The 24343-nt window shown below is 64.9% G+C and carries 22 protein-coding genes; 11 read left to right on the top strand and 11 right to left on the bottom strand.

Annotated features, from left to right (window positions below):
* Window positions 1–134: 134 nt before the first annotated feature.
* The 4 genes from M2D63_RS09725 to M2D63_RS09740 form a co-directional block, all read right to left on the bottom strand.
* Complete coding sequence (locus M2D63_RS09725) at window positions 135–1352, bottom strand: SAM-dependent methyltransferase (protein WP_285862664.1); 1218 nt, start codon at window positions 1350–1352, stop codon at window positions 135–137.
* 105 nt (window positions 1353–1457) lie between these two features.
* Window positions 1458–2075, bottom strand: a complete 618-nt coding sequence (locus M2D63_RS09730) for a TPM domain-containing protein (protein ID WP_285862665.1) — start codon at window positions 2073–2075, stop codon at window positions 1458–1460.
* A 27-nt stretch (window positions 2076–2102) separates the two neighbouring features.
* Window positions 2103–2861, bottom strand: coding sequence for a YgcG family protein (locus tag M2D63_RS09735; RefSeq protein ID WP_285862666.1), 759 nt, complete (start codon window positions 2859–2861; stop codon window positions 2103–2105).
* Entirely contained in the window at window positions 2861–3463 is a 603-nt protein-coding gene (locus M2D63_RS09740) for a LemA family protein (protein ID WP_285862667.1), read from the bottom strand. Before M2D63_RS09740 ends, M2D63_RS09735 begins: the two co-directional genes overlap by 1 nt.
* A 184-nt stretch (window positions 3464–3647) precedes the next feature.
* Here M2D63_RS09740 and bglX point away from each other — a divergent pair, with 184 nt between their 5' ends.
* The 6 genes from bglX to M2D63_RS09770 all read left to right on the top strand — a co-directional run bounded on the left by bglX (window position 3648) and on the right by M2D63_RS09770 (window position 11968).
* Window positions 3648–5942, top strand: a complete 2295-nt coding sequence (gene bglX / locus M2D63_RS09745; protein ID WP_285862668.1) for a beta-glucosidase BglX — start codon at window positions 3648–3650, stop codon at window positions 5940–5942.
* Window positions 5943–5995: 53 nt separating this feature from the next.
* A complete protein-coding gene (locus tag M2D63_RS09750) occupies window positions 5996–7747 on the top strand; it encodes an ATP-binding protein (RefSeq protein WP_285862669.1) in 1752 nt (583 codons plus the stop codon).
* Window positions 7747–9081 carry a sigma-54 dependent transcriptional regulator gene (locus M2D63_RS09755; RefSeq protein WP_285862670.1) on the top strand — a complete coding sequence of 445 codons (1335 nt, stop codon included), beginning with the start codon at window positions 7747–7749 and terminating at the stop codon, window positions 9079–9081. The genes M2D63_RS09750 and M2D63_RS09755 overlap by 1 nt, the downstream gene beginning before the upstream one ends.
* Window positions 9082–9253: 172 nt before the next feature.
* Window positions 9254–10573 (top strand): MFS transporter, encoded by a 1320-nt coding sequence (locus M2D63_RS09760; protein ID WP_285862671.1) that lies wholly within the window; start codon window positions 9254–9256, stop codon window positions 10571–10573.
* Window positions 10574–10889: 316 nt separating this feature from the next.
* Entirely contained in the window at window positions 10890–11255 is a 366-nt protein-coding gene (locus M2D63_RS09765; RefSeq protein ID WP_285862672.1) for a heme utilization protein, read from the top strand.
* 107 nt (window positions 11256–11362) lie between these two features.
* Window positions 11363–11968, top strand: a complete 606-nt coding sequence (locus M2D63_RS09770; protein WP_285862673.1) for a flavin reductase family protein — start codon at window positions 11363–11365, stop codon at window positions 11966–11968.
* A gap of 1 nt (window position 11969) precedes the next feature.
* On the opposite strand, the gene M2D63_RS09775 is transcribed toward M2D63_RS09770, so the two are convergent.
* Window positions 11970–12200, bottom strand: coding sequence for a hypothetical protein (locus M2D63_RS09775; RefSeq protein ID WP_285862674.1), 231 nt, complete (start codon window positions 12198–12200; stop codon window positions 11970–11972).
* Between the two features lie 38 nt (window positions 12201–12238).
* Complete coding sequence (locus tag M2D63_RS09780) at window positions 12239–12547, bottom strand: antibiotic biosynthesis monooxygenase family protein (RefSeq protein WP_285862675.1); 309 nt, start codon at window positions 12545–12547, stop codon at window positions 12239–12241.
* A gap of 203 nt (window positions 12548–12750) precedes the next feature.
* Between M2D63_RS09780 and M2D63_RS09785 the strand changes: the two genes are divergently transcribed.
* Window positions 12751–13680, top strand: coding sequence for an AraC family transcriptional regulator (locus M2D63_RS09785; RefSeq protein ID WP_285862676.1), 930 nt, complete (start codon window positions 12751–12753; stop codon window positions 13678–13680).
* 126 nt (window positions 13681–13806) lie between these two features.
* Here M2D63_RS09785 and M2D63_RS09790 read toward each other — a convergent pair whose 3' ends face one another.
* Together M2D63_RS09790 and M2D63_RS09795 are read right to left on the bottom strand one after the other, a co-directional pair.
* Complete coding sequence (locus M2D63_RS09790) at window positions 13807–15246, bottom strand: aldehyde dehydrogenase family protein (RefSeq protein ID WP_405309615.1); 1440 nt, start codon at window positions 15244–15246, stop codon at window positions 13807–13809.
* Entirely contained in the window at window positions 15243–16880 is a 1638-nt protein-coding gene (locus tag M2D63_RS09795) for a 5-guanidino-2-oxopentanoate decarboxylase (protein WP_285862677.1), read from the bottom strand. The genes M2D63_RS09790 and M2D63_RS09795 overlap by 4 nt, the downstream gene beginning before the upstream one ends.
* Window positions 16881–16994: 114 nt before the next feature.
* On the opposite strand from M2D63_RS09795, the gene M2D63_RS09800 reads away from it, so the two are divergent.
* Window positions 16995–17882: a LysR substrate-binding domain-containing protein gene (locus M2D63_RS09800; protein WP_285862678.1), complete on the top strand. Its 888-nt coding sequence runs from the start codon at window positions 16995–16997 to the stop codon at window positions 17880–17882.
* On the opposite strand, the gene M2D63_RS09805 is transcribed toward M2D63_RS09800, so the two are convergent.
* Together M2D63_RS09805 and M2D63_RS09810 are read right to left on the bottom strand one after the other, a co-directional pair.
* On the bottom strand, window positions 17876–18490 hold the full coding sequence (locus M2D63_RS09805) for an NAD(P)-dependent oxidoreductase (protein ID WP_285862679.1): 615 nt from the start codon (window positions 18488–18490) through the stop codon (window positions 17876–17878). The two genes, M2D63_RS09800 and M2D63_RS09805, sit on opposite strands and share 7 nt — an antisense overlap.
* A gap of 28 nt (window positions 18491–18518) precedes the next feature.
* Complete coding sequence (locus tag M2D63_RS09810) at window positions 18519–19403, bottom strand: MBL fold metallo-hydrolase (RefSeq protein ID WP_285862680.1); 885 nt, start codon at window positions 19401–19403, stop codon at window positions 18519–18521.
* A 104-nt stretch (window positions 19404–19507) separates the two neighbouring features.
* Here M2D63_RS09810 and M2D63_RS09815 point away from each other — a divergent pair, with 104 nt between their 5' ends.
* On the top strand, window positions 19508–20416 hold the full coding sequence (locus M2D63_RS09815) for a LysR family transcriptional regulator (RefSeq protein ID WP_285862681.1): 909 nt from the start codon (window positions 19508–19510) through the stop codon (window positions 20414–20416).
* Window positions 20417–20792: 376 nt separating this feature from the next.
* Entirely contained in the window at window positions 20793–22250 is a 1458-nt protein-coding gene (locus M2D63_RS09820; protein ID WP_285862682.1) for an MDR family MFS transporter, read from the top strand.
* A gap of 50 nt (window positions 22251–22300) precedes the next feature.
* Here the strand turns inward: M2D63_RS09820 and M2D63_RS09825 are convergent, their stop codons facing one another.
* Entirely contained in the window at window positions 22301–22933 is a 633-nt protein-coding gene (locus tag M2D63_RS09825; protein ID WP_285862683.1) for a TetR family transcriptional regulator, read from the bottom strand.
* A 257-nt stretch (window positions 22934–23190) separates the two neighbouring features.
* On the opposite strand from M2D63_RS09825, the gene M2D63_RS09830 reads away from it, so the two are divergent.
* Window positions 23191–24342: an efflux RND transporter periplasmic adaptor subunit gene (locus M2D63_RS09830; RefSeq protein ID WP_285862684.1), complete on the top strand. Its 1152-nt coding sequence runs from the start codon at window positions 23191–23193 to the stop codon at window positions 24340–24342.
* Window position 24343 lies beyond the last annotated feature (1 nt).

The raw sequence follows: 24343 nt of genomic DNA on the forward strand, positions 1-24343 counted from the left end.
GGGGCGGGTGTGATGGGCCGGGGGGGGCGGGGGCGCCCGCCCCGGGGCCACCCGCCGCGTGGGCGGGTCTGTGGGGGCCCCCGCGCGGGGCACCCCCGCACCTCCCGTTGGCGGGGGCTGGCCCCGCGATGCATTCAGGCCGCGATCAAGCCATCGGCCTTGAGCAAGCTCTCCAGGCAATGTTCCCTGACCCCGTAGAATTCCTTCAACTGCCGGATCTTCTCCAGCAGCGCCGCCGAATCCCCTGGCGCCTGGCGCTTGACCGCCAAAATCATCTTGTTCTTGTTGGTGTGCTCCAGCGAAATGAACTCGAACACCTTGGTCTCATAACCACAGGCCTCCAGGTACAGCGCGCGCAAGCTGTCGGTGAGCATTTCGGCCTGCTGGCCCAGGTGCAGCCCGTACTGCAGCATCGGCTTGAGCAGGCCCGGGCTGTGCAGCTGCGGACGGATCTGCTTGTGGCAGCACGGCGAGCACATGATGATCGCCGCACCACAGCGAATGCCGGTATGAATCGCATAATCAGTGGCGATGTCGCAGGCATGCAGGGCGATCATCACCTCGATGGCGCTGGGCACCACACTGCGCACGTCGCCACATTCGAATACCAGCCCCGGATGCTCCAGGCGCCCGGCGGCTGCATTGCACAAATCGACCATGTCCTTGCGCAGCTCGACCCCGGTCACCTGGGCCTCGCGCTGCAGGGTGTTGCGCAGGTAGTCGTGGATGGCGAAGGTCAGGTAGCCCTTGCCCGACCCGAAGTCGGCCACCCGCACCGGCTGATCAGCTGCCAGCGGCGCGGTGTTGAGGGCATGGGAAAACACTTCGATGAACTTGTTGATCTGCTTCCACTTGCGCGACATGGCCGGGATCAGCGCTTGCTGCTTGTCGGTCACGCCCAGGTCGTGGAGGAACGGCCGGCTCAGCTCCAGGTAGCGCTTTTTCTCCCGGTCATGTTCTCCCGCGGGTGCCTCAAGCGCCTGCTTCACCGCGTTGCGGTGCAGCATCGGCTTGCCCTTCTTGCTGAACTCCAGCTGCGCTTCGTCACTCAGGCTCAGCAGGTGGGCATTGCGAAACGAGCCAGGCAACAACTCGGCCACCAGGGCCAGGGCTTCGTCATTGGGCAGGTTACGGGTGATATCGCGGGTCTGGTAGCGGTAGACCAGCGACAGGCACGGCTGGCCCTTGACCGTCAGCGGCTTGGCGATGATCCGCTGCAAGGCTTCTTCGCTGCCGACATGGCGCGCCAGCACCAGCTTGATCAGGGCGTTCTGTTGCAGGCTGGTGGCGAGCAGGCTCAAAAACTGCGCACGGGCATCCGGCGCGGCCTGGGCGGTAAGGGTATCGGACATCGGGAGTGGGTGCCTCGGGTTGCGAAGGGAGCGGCTGGGCGCAATGCCGGCATTTTACGTGGATGACTGCCCCGCGCCCAGCTTTTGTCGATCAGCGCCTGGGGCTCAACGCAGCACCACCAGACGGTTGGGCAGCTCATTGCGCTCATGGGTCAGGGGCACGTGCTGGCTGAGCAAGCGGCCACTGGCCTCGATGCAATCGACGAAGCCCTGCAGGGTCTGGCCCTTGCGCACCTGCTCGGTAAACCGCTGGACGATGTCATCCCACACATGGTTGCCCAGGTGCCGGGCAATGCCCTCGTCGACGAGGATTTCCACATAGCGCTCGGCCTCGCTGACGAAAATCAGCACACCGGTGCCGCCAACCGTGTGGTGCAGGTTCTGTTCGAGAAACTGCCGCCGGGCCAGGTTGGAGGCTCGCCAGTGGCGCACCGCGCGCGGGATCAGGCGCGTGGTCAGGCGCGGAATGCGAAACAGCAGGCTCAGGACAATGAAGGTCAGCCACTGGGCAATCAACAGGCTGTCGACGCTCAGCCAGCTGCCCAGGTAATGGACCATGCCGGGCACCAGCAAGGCCAGCAGGCTGGCCCAGAGCAAAGGGATGTAGGCATAGTCGTCGGCACGACTGGCCAGTACCGTGACCAGTTCGGCATCGGTATGGCGCTCGACCTGAGCAATGGCTTCGGCCACCTGGCGCTGTTCGTATTCACTGAGCAAAGTCATGCACTGGGGTTCTCGTTGATTGTCGTTCTACCAGCCACCCGACGATCCGCCACCGCCGAAACCGCCGCCACCGCCACTGAAGCCACCGCCGCCTCCACCGCCACCGAAGCCGCCATAGCCACCGCCAAAGCCGCCCATCCCGCCCATCCCGCCCCTGCCACCCCGCCCGCCTCCGCCGAGGCCCAGGGACTGCCCGGCGAACACCAGGATGATGAGCAGCACGAACAGGCCCACGGCCCAGGCCGGCGCCCCCTCGTCGGCCGGGCTGCCCGCAGCCCGCGACGGCTCGGCCAGCGGATTGCCGCCCAGCACCTGGAGGATCGCCGCCGTGCCCTGGACGATGCCCAGGCTGAACTCGCCACGGCGAAAGGCCGGGGTGATGATGCCATTGATGATCACCGAGGCCTGGGCGTCGGTCAGGCGCTCTTCGAGCCCGTAGCCCACCTCGATACGCAACTTGCGCTCACGCGGTGCGACGATCAGCAAGGCGCCGTTGTCCTTGCCCTTCTGGCCAATGCCCCAGTGGCGCCCGAGCTGGAAACCGAAGTCTTCGATGGGCAGCCCCTGCAGATCGTTCAGGGTTACCACCACAACCTGCTCGCCAGTCGCCTGCTCATGGGCGCTGAGCATGCGCTCGAGCTGGCTGCGGCTGCCGTTGTCGAGCAGGCCGGCGTTGTCCACCACCCGCCCGGTGAGGGCCGGGAAGCTCGGCTCGGCCCGCAGCGGCGTGACGATCAGCAGCGCCAGCAACAGCGCCAGCAACAGCGCCAGGTGGACCAGGCGCATCAGAACTTCACTTCAGGGGCTTTGTCGGCATCGCTGGCCGTGGCCTCGAAGTTCTCCCGCAGCGGCAGGCTGCTGTACATCAGGCTGTGCCACAGGCGCCCGGGGAAGGTTCGGATCTCGGTGTTGTAGCGCTGCACGGCGGCGATGAAATCCTTGCGCGCCACGGCAATGCGGTTCTCGGTGCCCTCGAGCTGCGACTGCAGGGCGAGGAAGTTCTGGTTCGATTTCAGGTCCGGGTAGCGCTCGGAGACCACCATCAACCGGCTCAGCGCCCCGGTCAGCTGCGACTGGGCCTGCTGGAACTGCTGCAGCTTCTGCGGATCGTCCAGGGTGCTGGCATCGACCTGGATCGAGGTGGCCTTGGCGCGCGCTTCGATGACCGCGGTCAGGGTTTCCTGTTCCTGTTTGGCATAGCCTTTGACGGTTTCCACCAGGTTGGGAATCAGGTCGGCACGGCGCTGGTACTGGTTCTGCACCTGGGCCCAGGCGGCCTTGACCTGTTCGTCGTAGTTGGGAATGTTGTTGATACCGCAGCCGGCCAGCAGGCTGCCAAGCATCAGCAACAGCCACAGCCTCACGCCCTTGAACTGGATTACCTGCATAGTTGCCGCGCTCCTTGATCAGCGTAAATCACTGTAGATGAGGCATAATCCGCCACCGTCGCTGGATCGTGACAGCCCAATCGGCTAAAAGATGCCCCAGCAAACTACAACAATAGCCGCTTCCCCAATTTCGGCCGGGCAGTATCACCGTGAACACTGCCGAGCGCCTCGAGAACTGAACTTAATGAACAAGCTGTGTTTGCTGGGCCTTCTTGTCAGCCTGGCCAGTCAATCGGCGATTGCCGACACCCCCGCTGCTGCCCCGCTGAAGGATAAACAGGCGTTTATCGCCGACTTGCTCAAGCAGATGACCCTGGACGAGAAGATCGGCCAGTTGCGCCTGATCAGCATCGGCCCGGAAATGCCCCGGGAGATGATCCGCAAGGAAATCGCCGCCGGCCGCATCGGTGGCACCTTCAACTCGATCACCCGCGCCGAGAACCGTCCGATGCAGGACGCGGCGGGCAACAGCCGCCTGAAGATCCCGATGTTCTTCGCCTACGACGTGATCCACGGCCACCGCACCATTTTCCCGATCAGCCTGGGCCTGGCCGCCAGCTGGGACATGGACGCCATCGCCACGGTCGGCCGGGTTTCGGCGCTGGAAGCGGCTTCCGACGGCATCGACATGACCTTCGCACCGATGGTCGATATCGCCCGCGACCCGCGCTGGGGCCGCACCAGTGAAGGCTTCGGCGAAGACACCTACCTGGTCTCGCGCATTTCCAAGGTCATGGTCGAATCCTTCCAGGGCAAGAGCCCGGCCGAGGCCACCAGCCTGATGGCCAGCGTCAAGCACTTCGCCCTGTACGGCGCGGTGGAAGGCGGTCGCGACTACAACACCGTCGACATGAGCCCGAGCAAGATGTTCAACGACTACCTGCCGCCCTACCGCGCCGCCATCGATGCCGGCGCCGGTGGCGTAATGGTCGCCCTGAACTCGATCAACGGCGTGCCGGCCACCTCCAACACCTGGCTGATGAACGACCTGCTGCGCAAGGAATGGGGCTTCAAGGGCGTGACCGTGAGTGACCACGGCGCGATCGGCGAGCTGGTGCGCCACGGCGTGGCCCGCGATGGCCGTGAAGCGGCAACCCTGGCGATCAAGGCCGGCATCGACCTGAGCATGAACGACTCGCTGTACGGCGAAGAGCTGGCCAGCCTGCTCAAGGCCGGCAAGGTCGACCAGGCCGACATCGACAATGCCGTGCGCGAAGTGCTCGGCGCCAAATACGACATGGGCCTGTTCGCCGACCCGTACGTGCGTATCGGCAAGGCCAGCGAAGACCCGGCCGACACCTACGCCGACAACCGCCTGCACCGCGCCGAGGCCCGTGATGTGGCACGCCGCAGCCTGGTGCTGCTGGAAAACCGCGAACAGACCCTGCCACTGAAAAAAGCCGGCACCATCGCCCTGGTCGGCCCATTGGCCGACGCGCCGATCGACATGATGGGCAGCTGGGCCGCCGCCGGCCGTCCGCACCAGTCGGTCACCGTGCGCGAAGGCATGCGCCAGGCCCTGGGCGACAAGGCCAAGGTGATCTACGCCAAGGGCTCCAATGTCACCCATGACAAGGCGATCCTCGATTACCTGAACTTCCTCAACTTCGATGCCCCGGAAATCGTCGACGATCCACGCCCCGCCGCCGTGCTGATCGACGAAGCGGTCAAGGCCGCCCGCCAGTCCGACGTGGTGGTGGCCGTGGTCGGCGAGTCCCGTGGCATGTCCCACGAGTCTTCCAGCCGCACCACCCTGGAAATCCCGGCGGCCCAGCGTGAGCTGATCAAGGCCCTGAAGGCCACCGGCAAGCCGCTGGTACTGGTGCTGATGAACGGCCGTCCGCTGTCGCTGGCCTGGGAGCGCGAACAGGCCGATGCCATCCTGGAAACCTGGTTCAGCGGTACCGAAGGCGGCAATGCCATTGCCGACGTGCTGTTCGGCGACTACAACCCGTCCGGCAAGCTGGCGATCACCTTCCCACGCTCGGTCGGGCAGATCCCGATGTACTACAACCACCTGAGCATCGGTCGCCCGTTCACCCCGGGCAAGCCTGGCAACTACACCTCGCAGTACTTCGAGGAGCCCAACGGCCCGCTCTACCCCTTCGGTTACGGCCTGAGCTACAGCGACTTCAGCCTGTCGCCAGTGACCCTGTCGAGCAAGACCCTGAAAAAGGGCCAGACCCTCGAAGCCAGCGTGCGCGTGAAGAACACCGGCAAGCGTGACGGCGAGACCGTGGTACAGCTGTACCTGCAAGACATCGCCGCGTCCATGAGCCGGCCGGTGAAGGAGTTGAAGAACTTCCAGAAAGTCATGCTCAAGGCCGGCGAAGAGCGCACCGTGCGCTTCCAGATCAGCGAGGATGACCTGAAGTTCTACAATAACCAGCTTAAATGGGCAGCCGAGCCGGGCGAGTTCAACGTTCAGGTCGGACTGGACTCCCAGGCGGTGCAGCAACAGCGTTTCGAACTGCTGTAAGCCATGCTTCAAGGGGAGGCCAGGAGGCCTCCCCCTTTGCCGGGACCCGCACCATGCCTTTTTCCTTCCGCGCCCTGCGTCTGGGCCTGATCGTATTCTTCATTCTCGCCGGCACGCTGTTCAGCGCCGGTTGGGCCATGCACCACGCCCAGCGCCAGGCGATGGTCGAAGACGCCGGCCGCGCCAGCCAGCAACTGGACCTGTACGCCAACTCGCTGCACACCCTGATCGAGCGCTACCGCGCCCTGCCCGCCGTGCTGGCCCTGGACCCGGAACTGGTCAGCGCCTTGCGCGGCCCGGTCAACGGCCCGGTCCAGGACGCCCTGAACCGCAAGCTCGAACGCATCAACGGCGCGGCCAATTCCTCGACCCTGGAGCTGCTCGACCGCACCGGCCTTGCCGTGGCCGCCAGCAACTGGCGCCTGCCCAGTACCTACGTCGGTTCCAACTACGGCTTTCGCCCCTACTTCAAGCAGACCCGCAGCCAGGGCAGCGGGCGTTTCTATGCCGTGGGCGTGACCAGCGGCGTGCCGGGCTACTTTCTCTCCAGCGCGGTACTGGACGAGCACAGCCGCTTTCTTGGCGCCATGGTGGTCAAGCTGGAGTTTCCCGAGCTTGAGCGCGAATGGCGCCAGGGCAGCGATATCCTGCTGGTCAGCGACGCCCGCGGAATCATCTTCATCGCCAACCAGGACGGCTGGCGTTACCGCGAACTCAAGCCGCTGAGCAGCGCCGACCGTGCCGAGCTGGCCGCCACCCGCCAGTACGACAAGCAACCGCTGGTGCCATTGCAACACCAGGTGCTCAGCCGCTTCGATGACAACAGCCACCTGATGCGCGTCCAGGGCCCCGAGGGCAGCACCGACTACCTGTGGGAAAGCCTGCCGCTGGAAGCCGAAGGCTGGACCTTGCACCTGCTGCGCAAACCACAGGTCAGCGACGACGGTCGCAATGCCGCCCTGGCCGCGGCGGCGGTGTGGTTGAGCCTGGTGTTCGCCCTGCTGTTCATCAGCCAGCGCCTGCGCCTGGCCCGCCTGCGCCAGCGCAGCCGGCAAGAGCTGGAGCGCCTGGTCGAGGCCCGCACCCGCGACCTGCGCACCGCCCAGGAAGGCCTGGTGCAATCGGCCAAGCTCGCCGCCCTGGGGCAGATGTCGGCGGCCCTGGCCCACGAGATCAACCAGCCCCTGACCACCCAGCGCATGCAACTGGCGACCCTGCGCCTGCTGCTCGACAACCAGCGCTACGATGAGGCGCGCAAGGCCCTGGAGCCGCTGGAACAGATGCTGACGCGCATGGCGGCACTCACCGGCCACCTCAAGACCTTCGCCCGCAACAGCCCCAGCGGCCTGCGCGAGCGCCTGGACCTGGCCACCGTGGTCGACCAGGCCTTGCAACTGCTCGAAGCGCGGATCCGCGCCGAGCAGGTGGACGTCGCCCTGTACCTGGCCCGACCGGCCTGGGTGCGCGGCGACGCCATCCGCCTGGAACAGGTGCTGATCAACCTGTTGCGCAATGCCCTGGATGCCATGGCCGGGAAAACCTTCAGGCGCCTGGAAATCCGCATCGAAATCGACGCCGATCAGTGGCGCCTGAGCGTACTGGACAGCGGCGGCGGTATTGCCGCCGAACACCTGGCCAGCGTCTTCGACCCGTTCTTTACCACCAAGCCTGTGGGCGAAGGCCTGGGGCTGGGGCTGGCGATATCCTATGGCATCATTCACGAAGCCGGCGGACGCCTTGCAGTCGACAACCAGCCAGGCGGCGCCCGTTTCAGTCTTACCCTGCCCTGTGACCCGGAGCCCTGATGTTGAATTCGGTAATGGTCGTCGATGATGAAGCCAGCATCCGCACGGCGGTCGAGCAATGGCTGAGCCTGTCCGGCTTCGAGGTGCAGCTGTTCAGCCGCGCCGAAGAATGCCTGGCGCAGCTGCCCGAGCATTTTCCCGGGGTGATCCTCAGCGACGTGCGCATGCCCGGTATGGATGGCCTGCAGCTGCTGGAGCAACTGCAGGCGCGCGATGCCGACCTGCCAGTGATCCTGTTGACTGGCCACGGCGATGTACCCATGGCGGTCGAGGCCATGCGCAACGGCGCCTACGACTTCCTTGAAAAGCCGTTCAGCCCCGAGGCCCTGCTGGGCAGCCTGCGCCGCGCCCTGGAAAAGCGCCAGCTGGTGCTGGAGAACCGTCGCCTGCATGAACAGGCCGATCTCAAGGCACGCCTGGAGCTGAACCTGCTGGGCATGTCCCAGGGCATGCAGCAGCTGCGCCGGCAAGTGCTGGACCTCGCCAGCCTGCCGGTCAACGTATTGATCCGCGGCGAAACCGGCAGCGGCAAGGAACAGGTCGCGCGCTGCCTGCACGAATTCGGCCCGCGCGCGAGCAAGCCGTTCGTTGCCCTCAACTGCGCCGCGATTCCCGAGACCCTGTTCGAGGCCGAACTGTTCGGCCATGAGAGCGGCGCCTTCACCGGCGCCCAGGGCAAGCGCATCGGCAAGCTGGAATATGCCAACGGCGGCACGGTGTTCCTCGATGAAATCGAGAGCATGCCCCTGGCCCAGCAGGCCAAGCTGCTGCGTGTGCTGCAGGAGCAGAAACTGGAGCGCCTGGGGGCCAACCAGAGCATCGCGGTAGACTTGCGCATCATCGCCGCGACCAAGCCCGACCTGCTGGAAGAGGCCCGCGCCGGTCGCTTTCGCGAAGACCTGGCCTATCGCCTGAACGTCGCCGAACTGCGCCTGGCGCCCTTGCGCGAGCGGCGCGAAGACATCCCCCTGCTGTTCGAGCACTTCGCCCGCCAGGCCGCCGAGCGCGTCGGTCGTAGCGCCCCGCCGCTCAGCGGTGCGCAGCTGGGACGTCTGCTCAGCCACGACTGGCCCGGCAACGTCCGCGAACTGGCCAACGCCGGCGAGCGCCATGCCCTCGGGCTCGGCGCACCCGCCGTTGCCGAAGTGGAAAGTGGACAGTCGCTTGCCGCCCAGCAGGAAGCCTTCGAGGCCCAATGCCTGCGCGCCGCCCTGAGCCGGCACAAGGGTGAGATCAAGGCGGTCATGGAAGAACTGCAGATTCCCCGCCGCACCCTCAATGAAAAAATGCAGCGCCACGGTCTGCAACGCGAAGACTTCCTCGGCGCGGACTGACCCAATAAGCGGAAATCCGCCTATCAGCAATCGAGCGATAGGCGGATTATTGCTCATCAATTCAAGCAAACCCCTCTAGACCGGGCCTTCCGAACCTGGCACAGCTCCTGCTATAGCCCTGGCAGGCTGCGTTTCGGCGCGCTCCACAAAAACAACTATGAAGGTCCCTTCGATGGATAACTCCACCACCCTGCCCGCCGGGGCGGCCATTGCGCCCGCCGCGGAAAAAACCACCCGAAGCCGGCTCAAGTCGATTTTCAGCGGTTCGATCGGCAACATGGTCGAATGGTACGACTGGTATGTTTACGCCGCGTTTTCCCTGTACTTCGCCAAGGCCTTCTTCCCCGCCGGCGACACCACCGCACAGCTGCTGAACACTGCCGCCATCTTCGCCGTGGGCTTTTTGATGCGCCCGATCGGTGGCTGGCTGATGGGCCTGTACGCCGACCGCAAGGGCCGCAAGGCCGCACTGATGGCCTCGGTGCTGCTGATGTGCGCAGGCTCGCTGGTCATCGCCCTGACCCCGGGTTATGAGACCATCGGCGTCGCCGCCCCGATCCTGCTGGTCATCGCCCGCCTGATGCAGGGCCTGTCGGTAGGTGGCGAATACGGCACCTCGGCCACCTACTTGAGCGAGATGGCGACCAAGGACCGTCGCGGCTTCTTCTCCAGCTTCCAGTACGTGACCCTGATCTCCGGTCAGCTCATCGCCCTGGCGGTACTGATCATCCTCCAGCAGACCCTGACCACCGAGCAGCTGTATGCCTGGGGCTGGCGCGTACCCTTCGTGATCGGCGCCCTGTGCGCGGTCGTGGCCCTGTACCTGCGTCGTGGCATGGAAGAAACCGCCTCCTTCACCAAGAAGGAAAAGTCCAAGGAAAGCCTGATGCGCACCCTGATGCGCCATCCCAAGGAACTGGCGACCGTGGTCGGCCTGACCATGGGCGGCACCCTGGCCTTCTACACCTACACCACCTACATGCAGAAGTACCTGGTGAACACTGTCGGCATGAGCATCAGCGACTCGACCACCATTTCGGCGGCCACCCTGTTCCTGTTCATGTGCCTGCAGCCGATCATCGGCAGCCTCTCCGACAAGATCGGCCGGCGTCCGATCCTGATTGCCTTCGGCGTGCTGGGTACCCTGTGCACCGTACCGATCCTGACCACCCTGCACACCATCCAGACTTGGTGGGGCGCGTTCTTCCTGATCATGGCGGCGCTGATCATCGTCAGCGGCTACACCTCGATCAACGCCGTAGTCAAAGCCGAACTGTTCCCGACCGAAATCCGCGCCCTGGGTGTCGGCCTGCCCTATGCACTGACCGTGTCGATCTTCGGCGGCACCGCCGAGTACGTGGCACTGTGGTTCAAGAGCATCGGCATGGAAAGCGGTTTCTACTGGTACGTGACCGCCTGTATCGCCTGCTCGCTGCTGGTGTACGTGTTCATGAAGGACACCCGCAAGCATTCGCGGATCACCACTGACTGATATCGATCAAGCCGGCACAAAAAGGGGCGTCCAGCAATGGACGCCCCTTTTTTCTTGCTTAACGCCGCATTAATCGCCCGCCTGCATCCTGCTTCCATCGATAGATCGCGTTGCCTGTATCGCGGGACAAGCCCGCTCCTACAAGAGGTTTCGCATGTAGGAGCGGGCTTGCCCCGCGATGAGGCCATACCTGACGCCGAAAACATCGAATAGATCGATTTTTATACGCAGTTTTTTGCGCTTTTTAATCAATTTAATCGGCGTAACATCAAACCCATAGAAACGAACAACCCAACACCACCCCGGAGCAACGACCATGAAAAGCAAACTGATCCTGACCCTGGCCTTCTCGGTACTGACTGCCAACGCGTTCGCCGAAGACGGCTTCGACCGCACCAACAGCCACAACTTCGGTGCCGTGCAAACCCAGTCGGCTACTTATGCAGAAGATGGTTTCGATCGCACCGGTGGCGCCAAATTCGCCGAAGACGGCTTCGATCGCACTGGCGGCGCCAAATTCGCCGAAGACGGCTTCGATCGCACCGGTGGCGCCAAATTCGCTGAAGACGGCTTCGATCGCACTGGCGGCGCCAAATTCGCCGAGGACGGCTTCGATCGCACTGGCGGCGCCCGCTTCGCCGAAGACGGTTTCGACCGCACCCAGGGCCACCGCTTCAGCTGATACCTGAAGCGACGCAGTCAGCCCGGCTTCGGCCGGGCTTAATCGTTTTCAGGCGGGCAAAGCCTTGGCACACTAGGCGCTTTCACACAGGGAAGGCCTCAAGGCAGATGTACTACTACGAACCCGCACAAGGCCACGGCCTGCCCCACGATCCGTTCAATGCCATCGTCGGCCCGCGCCCGATCGGCTGGATCTCGTCCCAGGATGCCGAAGGCCGCCTGAACCTCGCGCCCTACAGTTTCTTCAACGCCTTCAACTACATCCCGCCGATCATCGGTTTCTGCAGCGTCGGGCGCAAAGACAGCCTGAACAACATCGAGCAGACCGGTGAGTTCGCCTGGAACCTGGCCACCCGGCCACTGGCCGAGGCCATGAACCAGAGCTGTGCGGCCGTCTCGCCCGAAGTCGACGAGTTCAACCTGAGTGGCCTGACCCCGGTGGCCTCGAAGGTCATCGCCGTGCCCCGGGTGCAGGAAAGCCCGGTGTCCTTCGAGTGCAAGGTTACCCAGATCATTCAACTGCAACGCGCCGACCAGGCCCTGGTGCCGAGCTGGTTGATCCTGGGTGAAGTGGTGGCGGTGCACATTGCCGAGCACCTGCTCAAGGACGGTATCTACGATACCGCGGCCGCACAGCCGATCCTGCGCGGCGGTGGCCCTGCGGACTATTTCGAACTGGGCAACCTGTTCAAGATGGCCCGTCCGCAGGTCTGAACTACCAGACCAGTTCGGCGTCGTCGCTGACGTCCTGCAGGCGCTCGAGCTCGGCGCAGGCGGCCTCGTCAGCGGCCAGGGCAGTCTTGAACACCTGCCCTTCGAGGACTTTATGAAAACGCGGCGCGCCCGTGGCACCCAGGCCTTTGACGGCGATTGCCGCGTTGTACCCTTCCTCGCCACGGACGGCTGCCGATACCGCTTCGAACTGCGAAAACTCTCTACGTGCCATGTGCTTCAAATCCACATCGATTGCCTGAAACCCGCATTCTAACCCGCAGACGGTTCACCGAAGGTATGCAGGTCCAGGCTGGCGACCACTTGGGCCTGGACCAGCTCGCCGAACAGCGCCAGGTCCTGCGAGGCAAAGTAGCCGCCCATCGCCTGCTGGTCGCGCCAGAAGCCACTGAGCAGCCACAGGTCGGCATCGGCCTGGGACTGTTGCAGGTTGAAGTGCAGGCACCCCGGCGCCTGGCGAGTGGGTTCGAGCAGCTGGCGCAGGCGTTCGCCCAGCTCCTGCGAGCGACCGCTGCTGGCGCGGATGAAAGCCAGGTGAGTGACCGGATTGGGCGAGGTCATTAGCGATTCTCCTCAAGCTGCCAGATAAAAATCCCAGGCTGCGCAGGTTAGGCCACGCGCCCGCGCGGCCGTTAGGCGATTCCTGCCGGGCGCTTGCCTGATCCTGCGCGGGCGGCAGGATCAGGCAAGCGGGCGACAGCTTTCGACTAGCGCCCGAACTTGCACAAACCTATCCTGCAGGCGTTCTCTGTGGAATTGCCCTTATGTCCTCGATCGACGCCGACCGCCTTGTCCTCGACCCCGCCCTGGAGCTGCAACGCCAGGAGCTGGCCGAACTGATCCGTCGCCACGCGCCCAGCGAGATGGGTGTGGAGTCGGCCATCGAAGGTTTGTACCTGACCCGGCACGAAAAAAGCGTGCGATCGATGCCGGCACTGGCCCAACCGGCCCTGTGCATCCTTGCCCATGGCAGCAAGGAAGTCAGTCTGGGGGACGAGCACTATGTCTACGACCCGCTGCACTACATGGTGGTGTCGGTGGCCTTGCCGATCAGCGGCGTGGTGCTGGAAGCCAGTCCGGAAAACCCCAGTCTGGGCATGCGCCTGGATATCGACCCGGCGCAGCTCAACAACCTGATCGCCGATGCCGGCCCCATGGCGGTTCCCGCCTCGCCATCGGGCCGTGGCCTGTATGTGGAGCGCACCGATCCGTTGCTGCTCGATGCCTTGCTGCGCCTGATTCGTCTGCTCGATTCAGCGAAAGATATTGCGGTGCTGGCGCCGTTGATTCGCCGTGAAATCCTCTACCGCTTGCTGCGCGGGCCGCAGGGCTATCGCCTGCATGAAATCGCCCTCTCCAACAGCCAGACCCATCGTGTCTGCAAGGCCGTCGAATGGCTGAACCAGCATTTTCATCGACCGCTGCGCATCGACGAGCTGGCCCGCGAAGTGAACCTGAGCAGCTCGACCCTGCACCATCGCTTCAAGGCGGTGACCTCCATGAGCCCCTTGCAGTACCAGAAGCAATTGCGCCTGCAGGAAGCGCGACGGCTGATGCTCAATGACGGGCTGGAGGCGGCGGTGGCCGGATATCGGGTGGGGTATGAGAGTCCGTCGCAGTTCAGCCGCGAATACAGCCGCCTGTACGGGGCGCCGCCGCTGCGCGACCTGGCGCGCTTGCGCAATGCCCTGTAGCCGCTGCCACCTGGCTGTGATCTTAATAGGAGCAACTGGCTTTGTGGGAGCGGGCTTGCCCCGCGATTGCCGATCATCAGGCACATCGCAATCGCGGGGCAAGCCCGCTCCCACAGCACAGGGGGGTTACACCGCGCTCAGCACGTGCTTGATTTCCTGGAAGGCACTCAGGTCCCACGGCCCCAGCTCTCGACCGATGCTGCTCTGCTTGTAGCCGCCCCAGGCAGTCTGCGGGAAGATCACCTGCGGCGCATTGATCCACACAAGACCCGCCTGCAAGGCATTGGCTACCCGCTCGGCCGCCACTCGGTCGCGGCTGACCACGCTGGCCACCAGACCGAACTCGCTGTCGTTGGCCAGGGCCACCGCCTCGGCCTCACTGGCCACAGGGCGCACGCACAGCACCGGACCGAAGATTTCATCACGCCACAGCGCGCTGTCCAGCGGCACCTCGGTAAACACCGTGGGGCTGATGAAGTACCCGCACGGCAGCTCCGCTGGCCGTGATCCACCGCACAGCAACTGCGCACCAGCCTTAAGACCCGCAGCGATATGCCCCTGAACGCGCTGGTACTGCAACTGGTTGACCAAGGCCCCCATCTCGCTGTCGCCGACAAAGGGATCACCGACCCGGATCGCTTCGGCACGCGCCTTGAGGCGCGCGATGAAGTCCGGGTACAAGGCGTCGGCCACCAGCACCCGGCTGGTCGCCGAGCACATCTGCCCGGCATTGAAGAAGCCGCCCAGGCACGCCAGCTCGACCGCCAGGTCAAGGTCGGCATCCTCCAGCACCAGCAAGGCGGATTTGCCGCCCAGCTCCAGGCTCACGCCCTTGATGGTCTCGGCGGCGCGCTGCATGACCTGCACGCCGACGCCGTTGCTGCCGGTAAAGGAGATCTTGGCGATCCGTGGATCGGCAGCCAGGGCCGCGCCCACGGCGATACCGGTGCCGCACACCAGGTTGAACACACCCGCCGGCAAGCCGGCCTCGGCGATGATCGCCGCCAGTTCCAGCTCCGCCAGCGGTGTCACCTCGGACGGCTTCAACACCACGCAGCAGCCGGCCGCCAGGGCCGGTGCCAGCTTCCAGGCGGTGGTGACCATGGGGAAGTTCCACGGCACGATCAACCCGACCACGCCGCACGGCTCACGGCGCAAGCGGGCGACGAAGTCCTCGCTGGGCAGCGCCACTGCACTGTCCTGCGCGGCATCGAGGCCGTCGGCCAGTTCGGCGTAGTAGCGGAAGGTGGCGATCACATCGTCGACATCCATCTGCGCTTCGCCCTGGGGCTTGCCGTTGTTGCTGGCCTGCAGGAAAACCAGGCGCTCGCGGCGCGCTTCGACGCCTTCGGCGATGGCCCGCAGCACCTTCGCCCGCTCGCTGCCGGTACTGTTGGACCAGCGGCCAAAAGCCTGGCGGGCAGCCAGGGTGGCGCGATCCACCGCCGCGCCATCGCCCCCGGCCACTTCGGCCAGCAGTTGTTCATTGCTCGGGTTGATCACCATCAACGGGTGTGGACCGTGCTGCCAGACACCCTCGATATACACGCCAGGCAGCTTCATCATGCTGGCACCGCCTGCATCCAGCGGTTCTGGTCGATTTCGATCAGGCTCGGGCCCTTGCGATCGCAGGCCTGGCGCAGTGCGTCACGCAGCTGCTCGACATTGCCCACCGCTTCGGCGGCGCAACCCAGCGCCTTGGCCACGCCGATGAAGTCCGGGGTATGGATGTCCACGCCCACCGGCTCGATGGCGCGGTTGACCATGTACTTCTTGATTTCCTCGTAACCCTGGTTGTTCCACAGCAGCACGATCAGCGGCACCTGCGCTTCGGTGGCACTGGCAAGCTCGGGCAAGGTGAACTGCAGGCCACCGTCGCCGATCAGGCAGACCACCGGGGCGCGGTCTGCAACCGCCTCGGCACTGCCCAGCCAGGCGCCCATGGCCGCCGGCAAGGCGTAGCCCAGCGTGCCGTAACCGGTGGAGGCATTGAACCAGCGGCGCGGCTGATCCATGTCCAGGGTCAGGTTGCCGGTGTACACCGGCTGGGTCGAGTCACCGACCAGGATCACGCCCGGCAGGGTATCGACCAGGGTCTTGAGCATGCGGGTCTGGCTGTGCATCGGCAGGTCCCAGTCGGCCAGCAGCGTTTCGCGCAGGCGAGCGGCACGGCTGGCGCCCCAGTCGCTGCCACGCACCGGTGCCGGCTGCTCGGCCAGGGCCACCAGCAGGGCCTGGGTCGCGACCGTGGCGTCGGCCACCAGGGCGACTTCCGGCGGGTAGTTGCGTACGGTCTGGTCCGGGTCGATATCGATGCGCAGCAGGCGGCCGGGAATCTCGAAGCCACCCTTGAAGGTCACGTCGTAGTCGGTTTCGGCAAGCTCGGTGCCGATCGCCAGGACCACGTCCGCTTCGGCCACCAGGGCACGGGTCGCCACCAGCGACTGGGTCGAGCCGATCTGCAGCGCATGGCTGGCCGGCAACACGCCCTTGGCGTTGATGGTCAGGGCCACCGGTGCCTGCAGGTATTCGGCCAGGCGCGTCAGCGCCGCACTGGCGTCGATGGCACCGCCACCGGCCAGGATCAACGGGCGACGGGCGCTGGCCAGCAAGGCTGCCATCTGCGCCACCGGGGCCGGGGCCGCACCGGCACGAGCGATGCGTACCGGCGTGCTGGCCAGCAGGTGGTCGGCATCCTCCACCAGCACATCCAGCGGAATCTCGATATGCACTGGGCGCGGGCGGGCGCCCTCGAACACGGCGAAAGCCCGGGCCAGCACCATCGGCAGGTCATCCGCGCTCATCAGGGTGTGGGAGAACGCCGCCACGCCAGCGACCAGGCCGCCCTGGTTCGGCAGTTCGTGCAGCTTGCCGCGACCACCGCCCAGCTGATTGCGCGACTGCACGCTGGAAATCACCAGCATCGGGATCGAGTCGGCGTAGGCCTGGCCCATGGCGGTGGTGATGTTGGTCATGCCGGGGCCGGTAATGATGAAGCAGACACCCGGCTTGCCACGGGTACGCGCATAGCCGTCAGCCATGAAACCTGCGCCTTGCTCATGGCGCGGGGTGATATGACGGATGGCGGAACGCGCCAGCCCCCGGTAGAGCTCCACGGTGTGCACGCCGGGGATGCCGAAGACATGGTCAACGCCATAGCCTTCAAGGAGTTTGACCAGTACTTCGCCGCAAGTCGCCATGATCGTGTGCCTGTTGTTGTGCTGAAAACAGGCTTTATTGGACCGCTGCACCGCTACCGGCACAATGCAAAAAAGCTCATACTAGCCATGTCCCCAGATCATGGCTCATGCCCGATGAAACGCCTGCCGCCACTGCCCGCCCTGCACACCTTCCTGGTCACTGCCCAGTGCTGCAACTTCACCCGCGCAGCGCAATTGCTGCACATCACCCAGGGCGCGGTGAGCCGGCAGATCGCCGGCCTGGAGGATCATCTGGGCTATGCCCTGTTCCTGCGCCAGGCCCGCGGCCTGAGCCTGACCCGCGAAGGCCAGGACTGGTTGCCACGGGTGCAGCAGGTGTTCGCCTTGATCGAGGAAGGGGTACAGCAGGTCGGTGCGCGCAGCGCCACCTTGCAGCTCAAGGCGCCCACCTGCGTGATGCGCTGGCTGCTGCCGCGGCTGATGGAATGGCAGGCATTGCGTCCGGATGTGCCGGTGGAGCTGACCACCACGGTGCAGCACGGTGTCGACTTTCGCCGCGAGGTATTCGATGCCGCAGTGGTCTATGGCGCAGCGCCCAATCACGGTCTGCACAAGCTCAAGCTGTTCGACGAACAACTGACCCCGGTGTGCGCCCCGCAACTGCTGGACGGCGCCCTGCCCCTGCGCCAGCTGGCGGACCTGGAGCAGCACATGCTGTTGCACCCGACCCGCGACCAGCATGACTGGAACACCTGGCTCAGCGCCGCGGGCGCCAACCTGGCGCGCCAGGGCAAGGGCCAGCATTTCGAGACCCTGGACATGGCCATGTCCATGGCGTCCCAGGGTACGGGCGTGGCCATCGGCGACTGGTCGCTGATCGGCGACGACCTCAACAGCGGCCGCCTGGTCACGCCCTTCCCGCTCAAGGTCGGCACCGGCCAGGCGTACTACCTGGTCAGGCCACAAGGTGCGGGGCAGCCGGCGCTGCTGGAGCTGCTCGACTGGCTGTGCGAGCAGGCCCAGCGGCGCGGCACTCAGTAGCCGACGGTGAAGCGCTGGCGCGGGTGAGCGGGCTTCTCCACTTCATCGAGCATGGCGATGGCGTAGTCGGCAAAGCTGATCCAGCTTCTGCCGTCGGCGGCGAACAGCAGGTGGTCCTGGCCCAGCCTGAAGCTGCCGGTGCGTGCGTCTTCGACGAACTCGGCCGAGGGTGACAGGAAGGTCCAGTCCAGTTCGCCTTCCTGGCGCAGGGCATCGAGGAACCGGCAGCCGGCGGTGGCTTCAGCCTTGTAGGCCTCGGGGAAGCCGGGGCTGTCGATCACCCGCTGCCCGGAAGGCAACAACAGGCTGCCCGCGCCACCGACCACCAGCAGGCGCTTGACCCCGGCCTGCCTGGCCGGCCCGATGATCGCGGCAGCCGGAACCGTGGCGAAGTGCGCCGCGCTCACTACCACATCGCTACCCTTCAGCGCCTCAAGCAGCGCAGCGCTGTCCAGCACATCCACGGCCTTGACCGTAACGCCTGCGCGCCCTTGCAGCTTGGCAGGGTTGCGGGCGATGGCGGTGACGCTGTGACCGCGACGCAGGGCTTCTTCCAGCAACTGGCTACCGGCACGTCCGGTCGCCCCGATGATTGCAATCTTGCTCATATCAAACTCCCGTGAGGATTGAGGTCACTTACCACTTCATTTCGCCCTTGGCGACCTTGGCGCCGAGCGCCAGCGAGCTCTGTTCGCCCAGGCCCGGGTAGCGCGCCTGCATCGCCGCGATCAGCTCGGCAGCGTTGGCCGCCTTGGCGGTCTGGGCATCGAATGCGCGGATATAGTCGGCGGTGAAACGTACGGCCTGCAGGCCATCGCCAGGCTGGCCCAGGTAATGACCGGGCACCACCGTCTGCGGCTTGAGCTGTTCGATACGCTCCAGGGTCGCCAGCCAGTCCTTGTGCGATTGCGCGGTCTGGGTGTCGGCCATCCACACATGAAGGTTCTGGGCGACCACCACGCCACCGACCACCGCCTTGATCGACGGAATCCAGACAAAGCTGCGGTCCGGCTGCGGGCCATCGAGGCCGAGCACTTCCAGGCGCTGGCCTTCCAGGGTCAGTTCATTACCGTCCAGCACCTGCGGAACGACCAACCGGGCCGGTTTGTCGCTGCCCATCTGCGGGCCCCAGTAGGCCAGCTTGGCGTCCATGGTCTGCTTGATGTGCGCAACCGTGGCGGCAGACGCCACGACCTTGGCCTCGGGGTAGGCGTCTGTCAGGGTCTGCAGGCCGAAGTAGTAGTCCGGGTCGCCATGGCTGATATAGATAGTGGTGAGGTGCTTGCCGCTGGCGCGCAACTTTGCCAGCAGCTGCTCGGCCTGGCCCTTGCCGAACTGAGCGTCGACCAGGATGGCATCGTGCTCGCCGCTGACGATCACTGAACTGACCGGAAACAGCGCCGCGGTGCCCGGGTTATAGACATCCAGCTGCAACGGCTTTTCGGCCGCGCTGGCCTGGGCCATGACGCCGAGGGTGGCGAAGGCCAGCAACAGGCCACGGAGGGAGAACGGACGACGCATCAAGGCAATTCCTGTCTGGTAACGATGAGCCACAGCTTAGTTGCACGATCCGTTGCAAAAAATGCGATGCTTGGCATTAGTTTGTTTCTGAAATCGGGCAAATCATGGATCGTCTGACAGCAATGCGGGTCTTCGTCAGCGTCGTCGACCTCGGCAGCCAATCGGCCGCTGCCGACCACCTGGACCTGTCACGTCCGGTGGTGTCGCGCTACCTCGCCGAATTGGAAGACTGGGTCGGCGCGCGCCTGATGCAGCGCACCACCCGGCGCCTGAGCCTGACCGCCGCCGGCCAGGAAACCCTGCCGCGCTGCCGGCAGATGCTGGAACTGGCCGGTGACCTGCAAGCGGCGGTGAGTGCGCCCGAGGATGCGCCACGGGGTGAATTGCGCATCAGCGTCAGCACCTCGTTCGGCCAGGCGCAACTGATGGAGGCGGTCGCCGTCTACGTCAAACGCTACCCCGGGGTGAAGGTCGACCTGCAGATGCTCGATCGCACGGTGAACCTGGTGGATGAGCGCATCGATCTCGCGATCCGCACCAGCAACGACCTTGACCCCAACCTGATCGCCCGGCGCCTGACGGTGTGCCGCTCGGTGATCTGCGCATCACCGGCCTACCTGCGCGAGCACCCGGCGCCGCAGCAGGTCCAGGACCTGACCCGGCACAACTGCCTGACCCACACTTACTTCGGTCGCAGCCTCTGGCACTTCCAGGTGGCGGGCGAGCAGGTCTCGGTGCCGGTCCAGGGCAACATCAGCGCCAACGAGGCCATGACCCTGCAACGCGCCGCCCTGGCCGGCGCCGGTATCGCCATGCTGCCCACCTACCAGGCGGCGGCCATCCTGCGCAGCGGCGAACTGGTGCGCCTGTTGCCCGAGGCGCAGCCACGGGCACTGGACCTCAACGCCGTATACACCTCGCGCAAGCACATGCCCGCGACCTTGCGCAGCATGCTCGACTTTCTCGCCGAGCGCTTCACCGCCGAGCCAGAATGGGACCGCGACCTGCTCTAGCCCGGGCATCCCAGGCAAAGCTGACCTATGCTTTAAATAGCACCTGAGTGCGGGTTGAACGAGGTGAGCAACATGACCCTCAAATCCAGAAGATGCGCGGTCGTCTGTGCCATCGCTGCAGTGCTCGGGTTGTATGGAACTGCGGCCTATCGGGTCGAACAGATCCGTCATCAACCCAATTCGGCGGCCAGTTGCAGCCTGGCCAATTGTGTACCGCACACCGCAACCCTGAGCGGGGTGAAATAGCCACCGGGCAGCGTCTGACCAGCGCGGCGCATTGATCGGGGCAGACGCTTAGCAAGCTATCGAGTACACTGGCCAGCACCCGTTTCCGCGGCGACACGCTGCGGGATAACCCTGCCTTCCGAGCTGGCCCGTGACCCAACTGAACACTCCGCAACCGGTCCTGCGCAGCGTGCTAGTCGCGTTGATGCTGGCGATTTTCCTCGGGGCCCTGGACCAGACCATCGTCGCCGTGTCGATGCCGGCGATTTCCGCCCAGTTCAATGATGTCGGCCTGCTGGCCTGGGTGATCTCCGGCTACATGGTCGCCATGACCGTGGCCGTGCCGATCTACGGCAAGCTGGGCGACCTGTACGGCAGGCGGCGCATGATCCTCACCGGCACCGCCGTGTTCACCCTCGCCTCGCTGTTCTGCGCCCTGGCCCAGAACATGGAACAACTGGTGCTGGCCCGCGTGCTGCAAGGCATCGGCGCCGGCGGCATGGTCTCGGTCAGCCAGGCGATCATCGGCGACTTCGTGCCGCCCCGCGAGCGCGGTCGCTACCAGGGCTATTTCAGCAGCATGTATGCCCTGGCCAGCGTGCTCGGGCCGGTGCTGGGCGGCTACCTCACCGAGTACCTGTCGTGGCGCTGGGTGTTCTGGCTGAACCTGCCGCTGGGCCTGACCGCCTGGTGGGTGACCCGACGCGCCTTGCGCACCCTGGCGGTGCCCCAGGGCCAGGCGCGGGTCGACTACCTCGGCGCCGCCCTGCTGGTTTTCGGTTTGAGCAGCTTGATGCTCGGCATCACCCTGATCGGCCAGGGCCAGCCATGGAATGGCTCGCACGTCAGCAGCCTGCTGCTGTGCGCCCTGCTCGGCCTGTGCGTCTTCGTGCTGCATGAGCGGCGCACGCCAGAGCCGCTGTTGCCGCTCAAGCTGTTCGGCAACCGGGTCGCGATCCTGTGCTGGTGCACCATTTTCTTCACCAGTTTCCAGGCCATTTCCCTGACCATGCTGATGCCGCTGCGTTACCAGAGCATCACCGGCGCCGGTGCCGACAGCGCCGCCCTGCACCTGCTGCCGCTGGCCATGGGTCTGCCGATCGGCGCCTATTGCGGCGGCCGCCTGACCAGCTTCACCGGCCGCTACAAACCACAGATCCTCGGCGGTGCGCTGCTGATGCCCTTCGCCATCGTCGGCATGGCCCTGACACCGCCGCAGGCGGCCTGGCTCAGCGGCCTGTTCATGGTCCTCACCGGCATTGCCTCGGGCCTGCAGTTCCCGACCTCGCTGGTAGCGACCCAGAGCGCCGTGCAGCCGCGCGATATCGGCGTGGCCACCAGTACCACCAACCTGTTCCGCACCCTGGGCGGGGCCATGGGCGTGGCCTGCATGTCGGCACTGCTGTTGGCGATGTTGCAGGATGGCGGCCTGAGCCTGGCCGGCGACACCCTGCTCGGCAGCCTCAAGGCGGGTGAACCGAGCGCGCAAATGCAGGTCGAATTGCTTGAGACCTTCCGTCATTTGTTGCTGGGCAGTGCGCTGGTGTCGCTGTTCGGCCTGACGGCCGCGCTGACCCTGCCGGACCGGCAGCTGCGCGGCCATCAATAACCGGATTGTGAAGAGTGCGGAAACAGTTCCTCACAAACCTTCACAAAGTCTTATTTGCGCAATGCAGGGCTCAAGCGCAGCATATCCAGCCCGGTATCGATCCATTGCTCGGCTTCGCCCAGCAGGTCGAAGCTTTCCGGCAGGAGCAGCCAGCGGCGGATCAGGCCATCGATATAGGCAAAGATCGCCAGCGCCGCGCGCTCGGGGTCCACATCGGCGGGCAGTTGCCCGCGGTTGACTGCATTGCTCAACGACAACACGATGTTGGTATGACATTCGGCCGTCGAAAGCTGCCGTTGCTGGCGGATTTCGCACATATCATCGGTGAACTCGCACTTGTGATGCAGGATCTCATTGATTCGGCGGGTTTTCGGATCAAGCACCATCTGCTGCATCAGCTGGACCAGCAACTTGCGCATGCAGCCCAGCGGGTCGACTTCTTCTTCGCTCTCACTGGCCCTGGCGAGCGCATCAAGGGGCTCACGCAGGCTTTCGAGCATGGCCTCGACCAACTCGGCCTTGTCGTTGAAATGCCAATAGATGGCACCGCGGGTAACCCCCGCCAGCTTGGCGATGTCGGCCAGTGTGGTTCGCGCTACCCCGCGCTTGTAGAAAGCCTTTTCCGCCGCTTCGAGAATCTGGGCGCGGGTCTCCTGGGCTTCCTCTTTGGTTCGACGGACCATGGCAGTACAACCTCATCAATGCCCAGGCAAGCGTGCAGGCTCCTGGGGGCTAGGCCGGATCAACCTTCGGGGTTGTTACCGAATGTATAAGTTTCAGGGCTTGCGGCGGCCCGGGGCGATGCCGCACGGTATTTACAAACAACCATGAATGTAAGTATATTCCTTAGTAAGCTAAATATCTACTCGACAGCATTTTTTCTCTCGCACCCTTTCCACTATTCTTGAGCGTCTTGTGCTCTTGCGACCCGAGGATCTTCATGCAATTCAAGCCAGCTGTTACCGCTCTGGTATCCGCCGTCGCCCTGGCAACACTGCTCAGCGGCTGTAAAAAGGAAGAGGCAGCTCCCGCAGCGCAAGCTCCTCAGGTCGGCGTCGTCACCCTGCAAACCCAGGCCTATACCCTCACCTCCGATCTGCCGGGGCGCACCACCGCCTACCGCATCGCCGAGGTCCGCCCACAGGTCAACGGCATCATTCTCAAGCGCCTGTTCAAGGAAGGTACCGAGGTCAAGGAAGGCCAGCAGCTGTACCAGATCGACCCGTCGGTGTACGAGGCGACCCTGGCCAGCGCCCAGGCCAACCTGCAGTCGACCCGTTCGCTGTCCGAGCGCTACAAGCAGCTGGTGGCCGAACAGGCGGTCAGCCGCCAGGAATACGACGATGCGCAAGCCAAACGTTTGCAGGCCGAGGCAGCGCTGCGCAGCGCCCAGATCGACCTGCGCTACACCAAGGTCCTGGCACCGCTCAGCGGCCGCATCGGCCGCTCGGCCGTGACCGAAGGCGCCCTGGTCAACAATGGCCAGGCCGAAGCCATGGCGGTGATCCAGCAGCTGGACCCGATCTACGTCGACGTCACCCAGTCCTCGGCCGAGCTGCTCAAGCTGCGCCGCGAGCTGGAAAGCGGCCAGCTGCAGAAGGTCGGCGACAACGCCGCCAAGGTCACCCTGACCCTGGAAGACGGCAGCACCTACCGCCAGGAAGGTCGCCTGGAGTTCTCGGAAGTCTCGGTAGACCCGACCACCGGTTCCGTGACCCTGCGCGCCGTGTTCCCGAACCCCGAGCACAACCTGCTGCCCGGCATGTTCGTGCACGCCCGCCTGAAGGCCGGTGTCAACGCCCAGGCCATCCTGGCGCCGCAACAGGGCATCACCCGCGACCTCAAGGGCCAGCCAACCGCCCTGGTGGTCAACCAGGAGAACAAGGTCGAGCTGCGTCAGCTCAAGGCCAGCCGCACCGTCGGCAACGAGTGGCTGATCGAAGATGGCCTGAACGCCGGCGACCGGGTGATCACCGAAGGCCTGCAGTTCGTCAAGCCGGGCATCGAGGTCAAGGCCAGCCCGGCCTCCAACGTCAAGCCTGTACAGCCAGCCCAGGCCAATGCATCGACTGCAGGGGCCAAAGGGGAGTAAA

This window comes from Pseudomonas sp. BJa5, from assembly GCF_030272875.2.
Taxonomy (GTDB): Bacteria; Pseudomonadota; Gammaproteobacteria; order Pseudomonadales; family Pseudomonadaceae; genus Aquipseudomonas.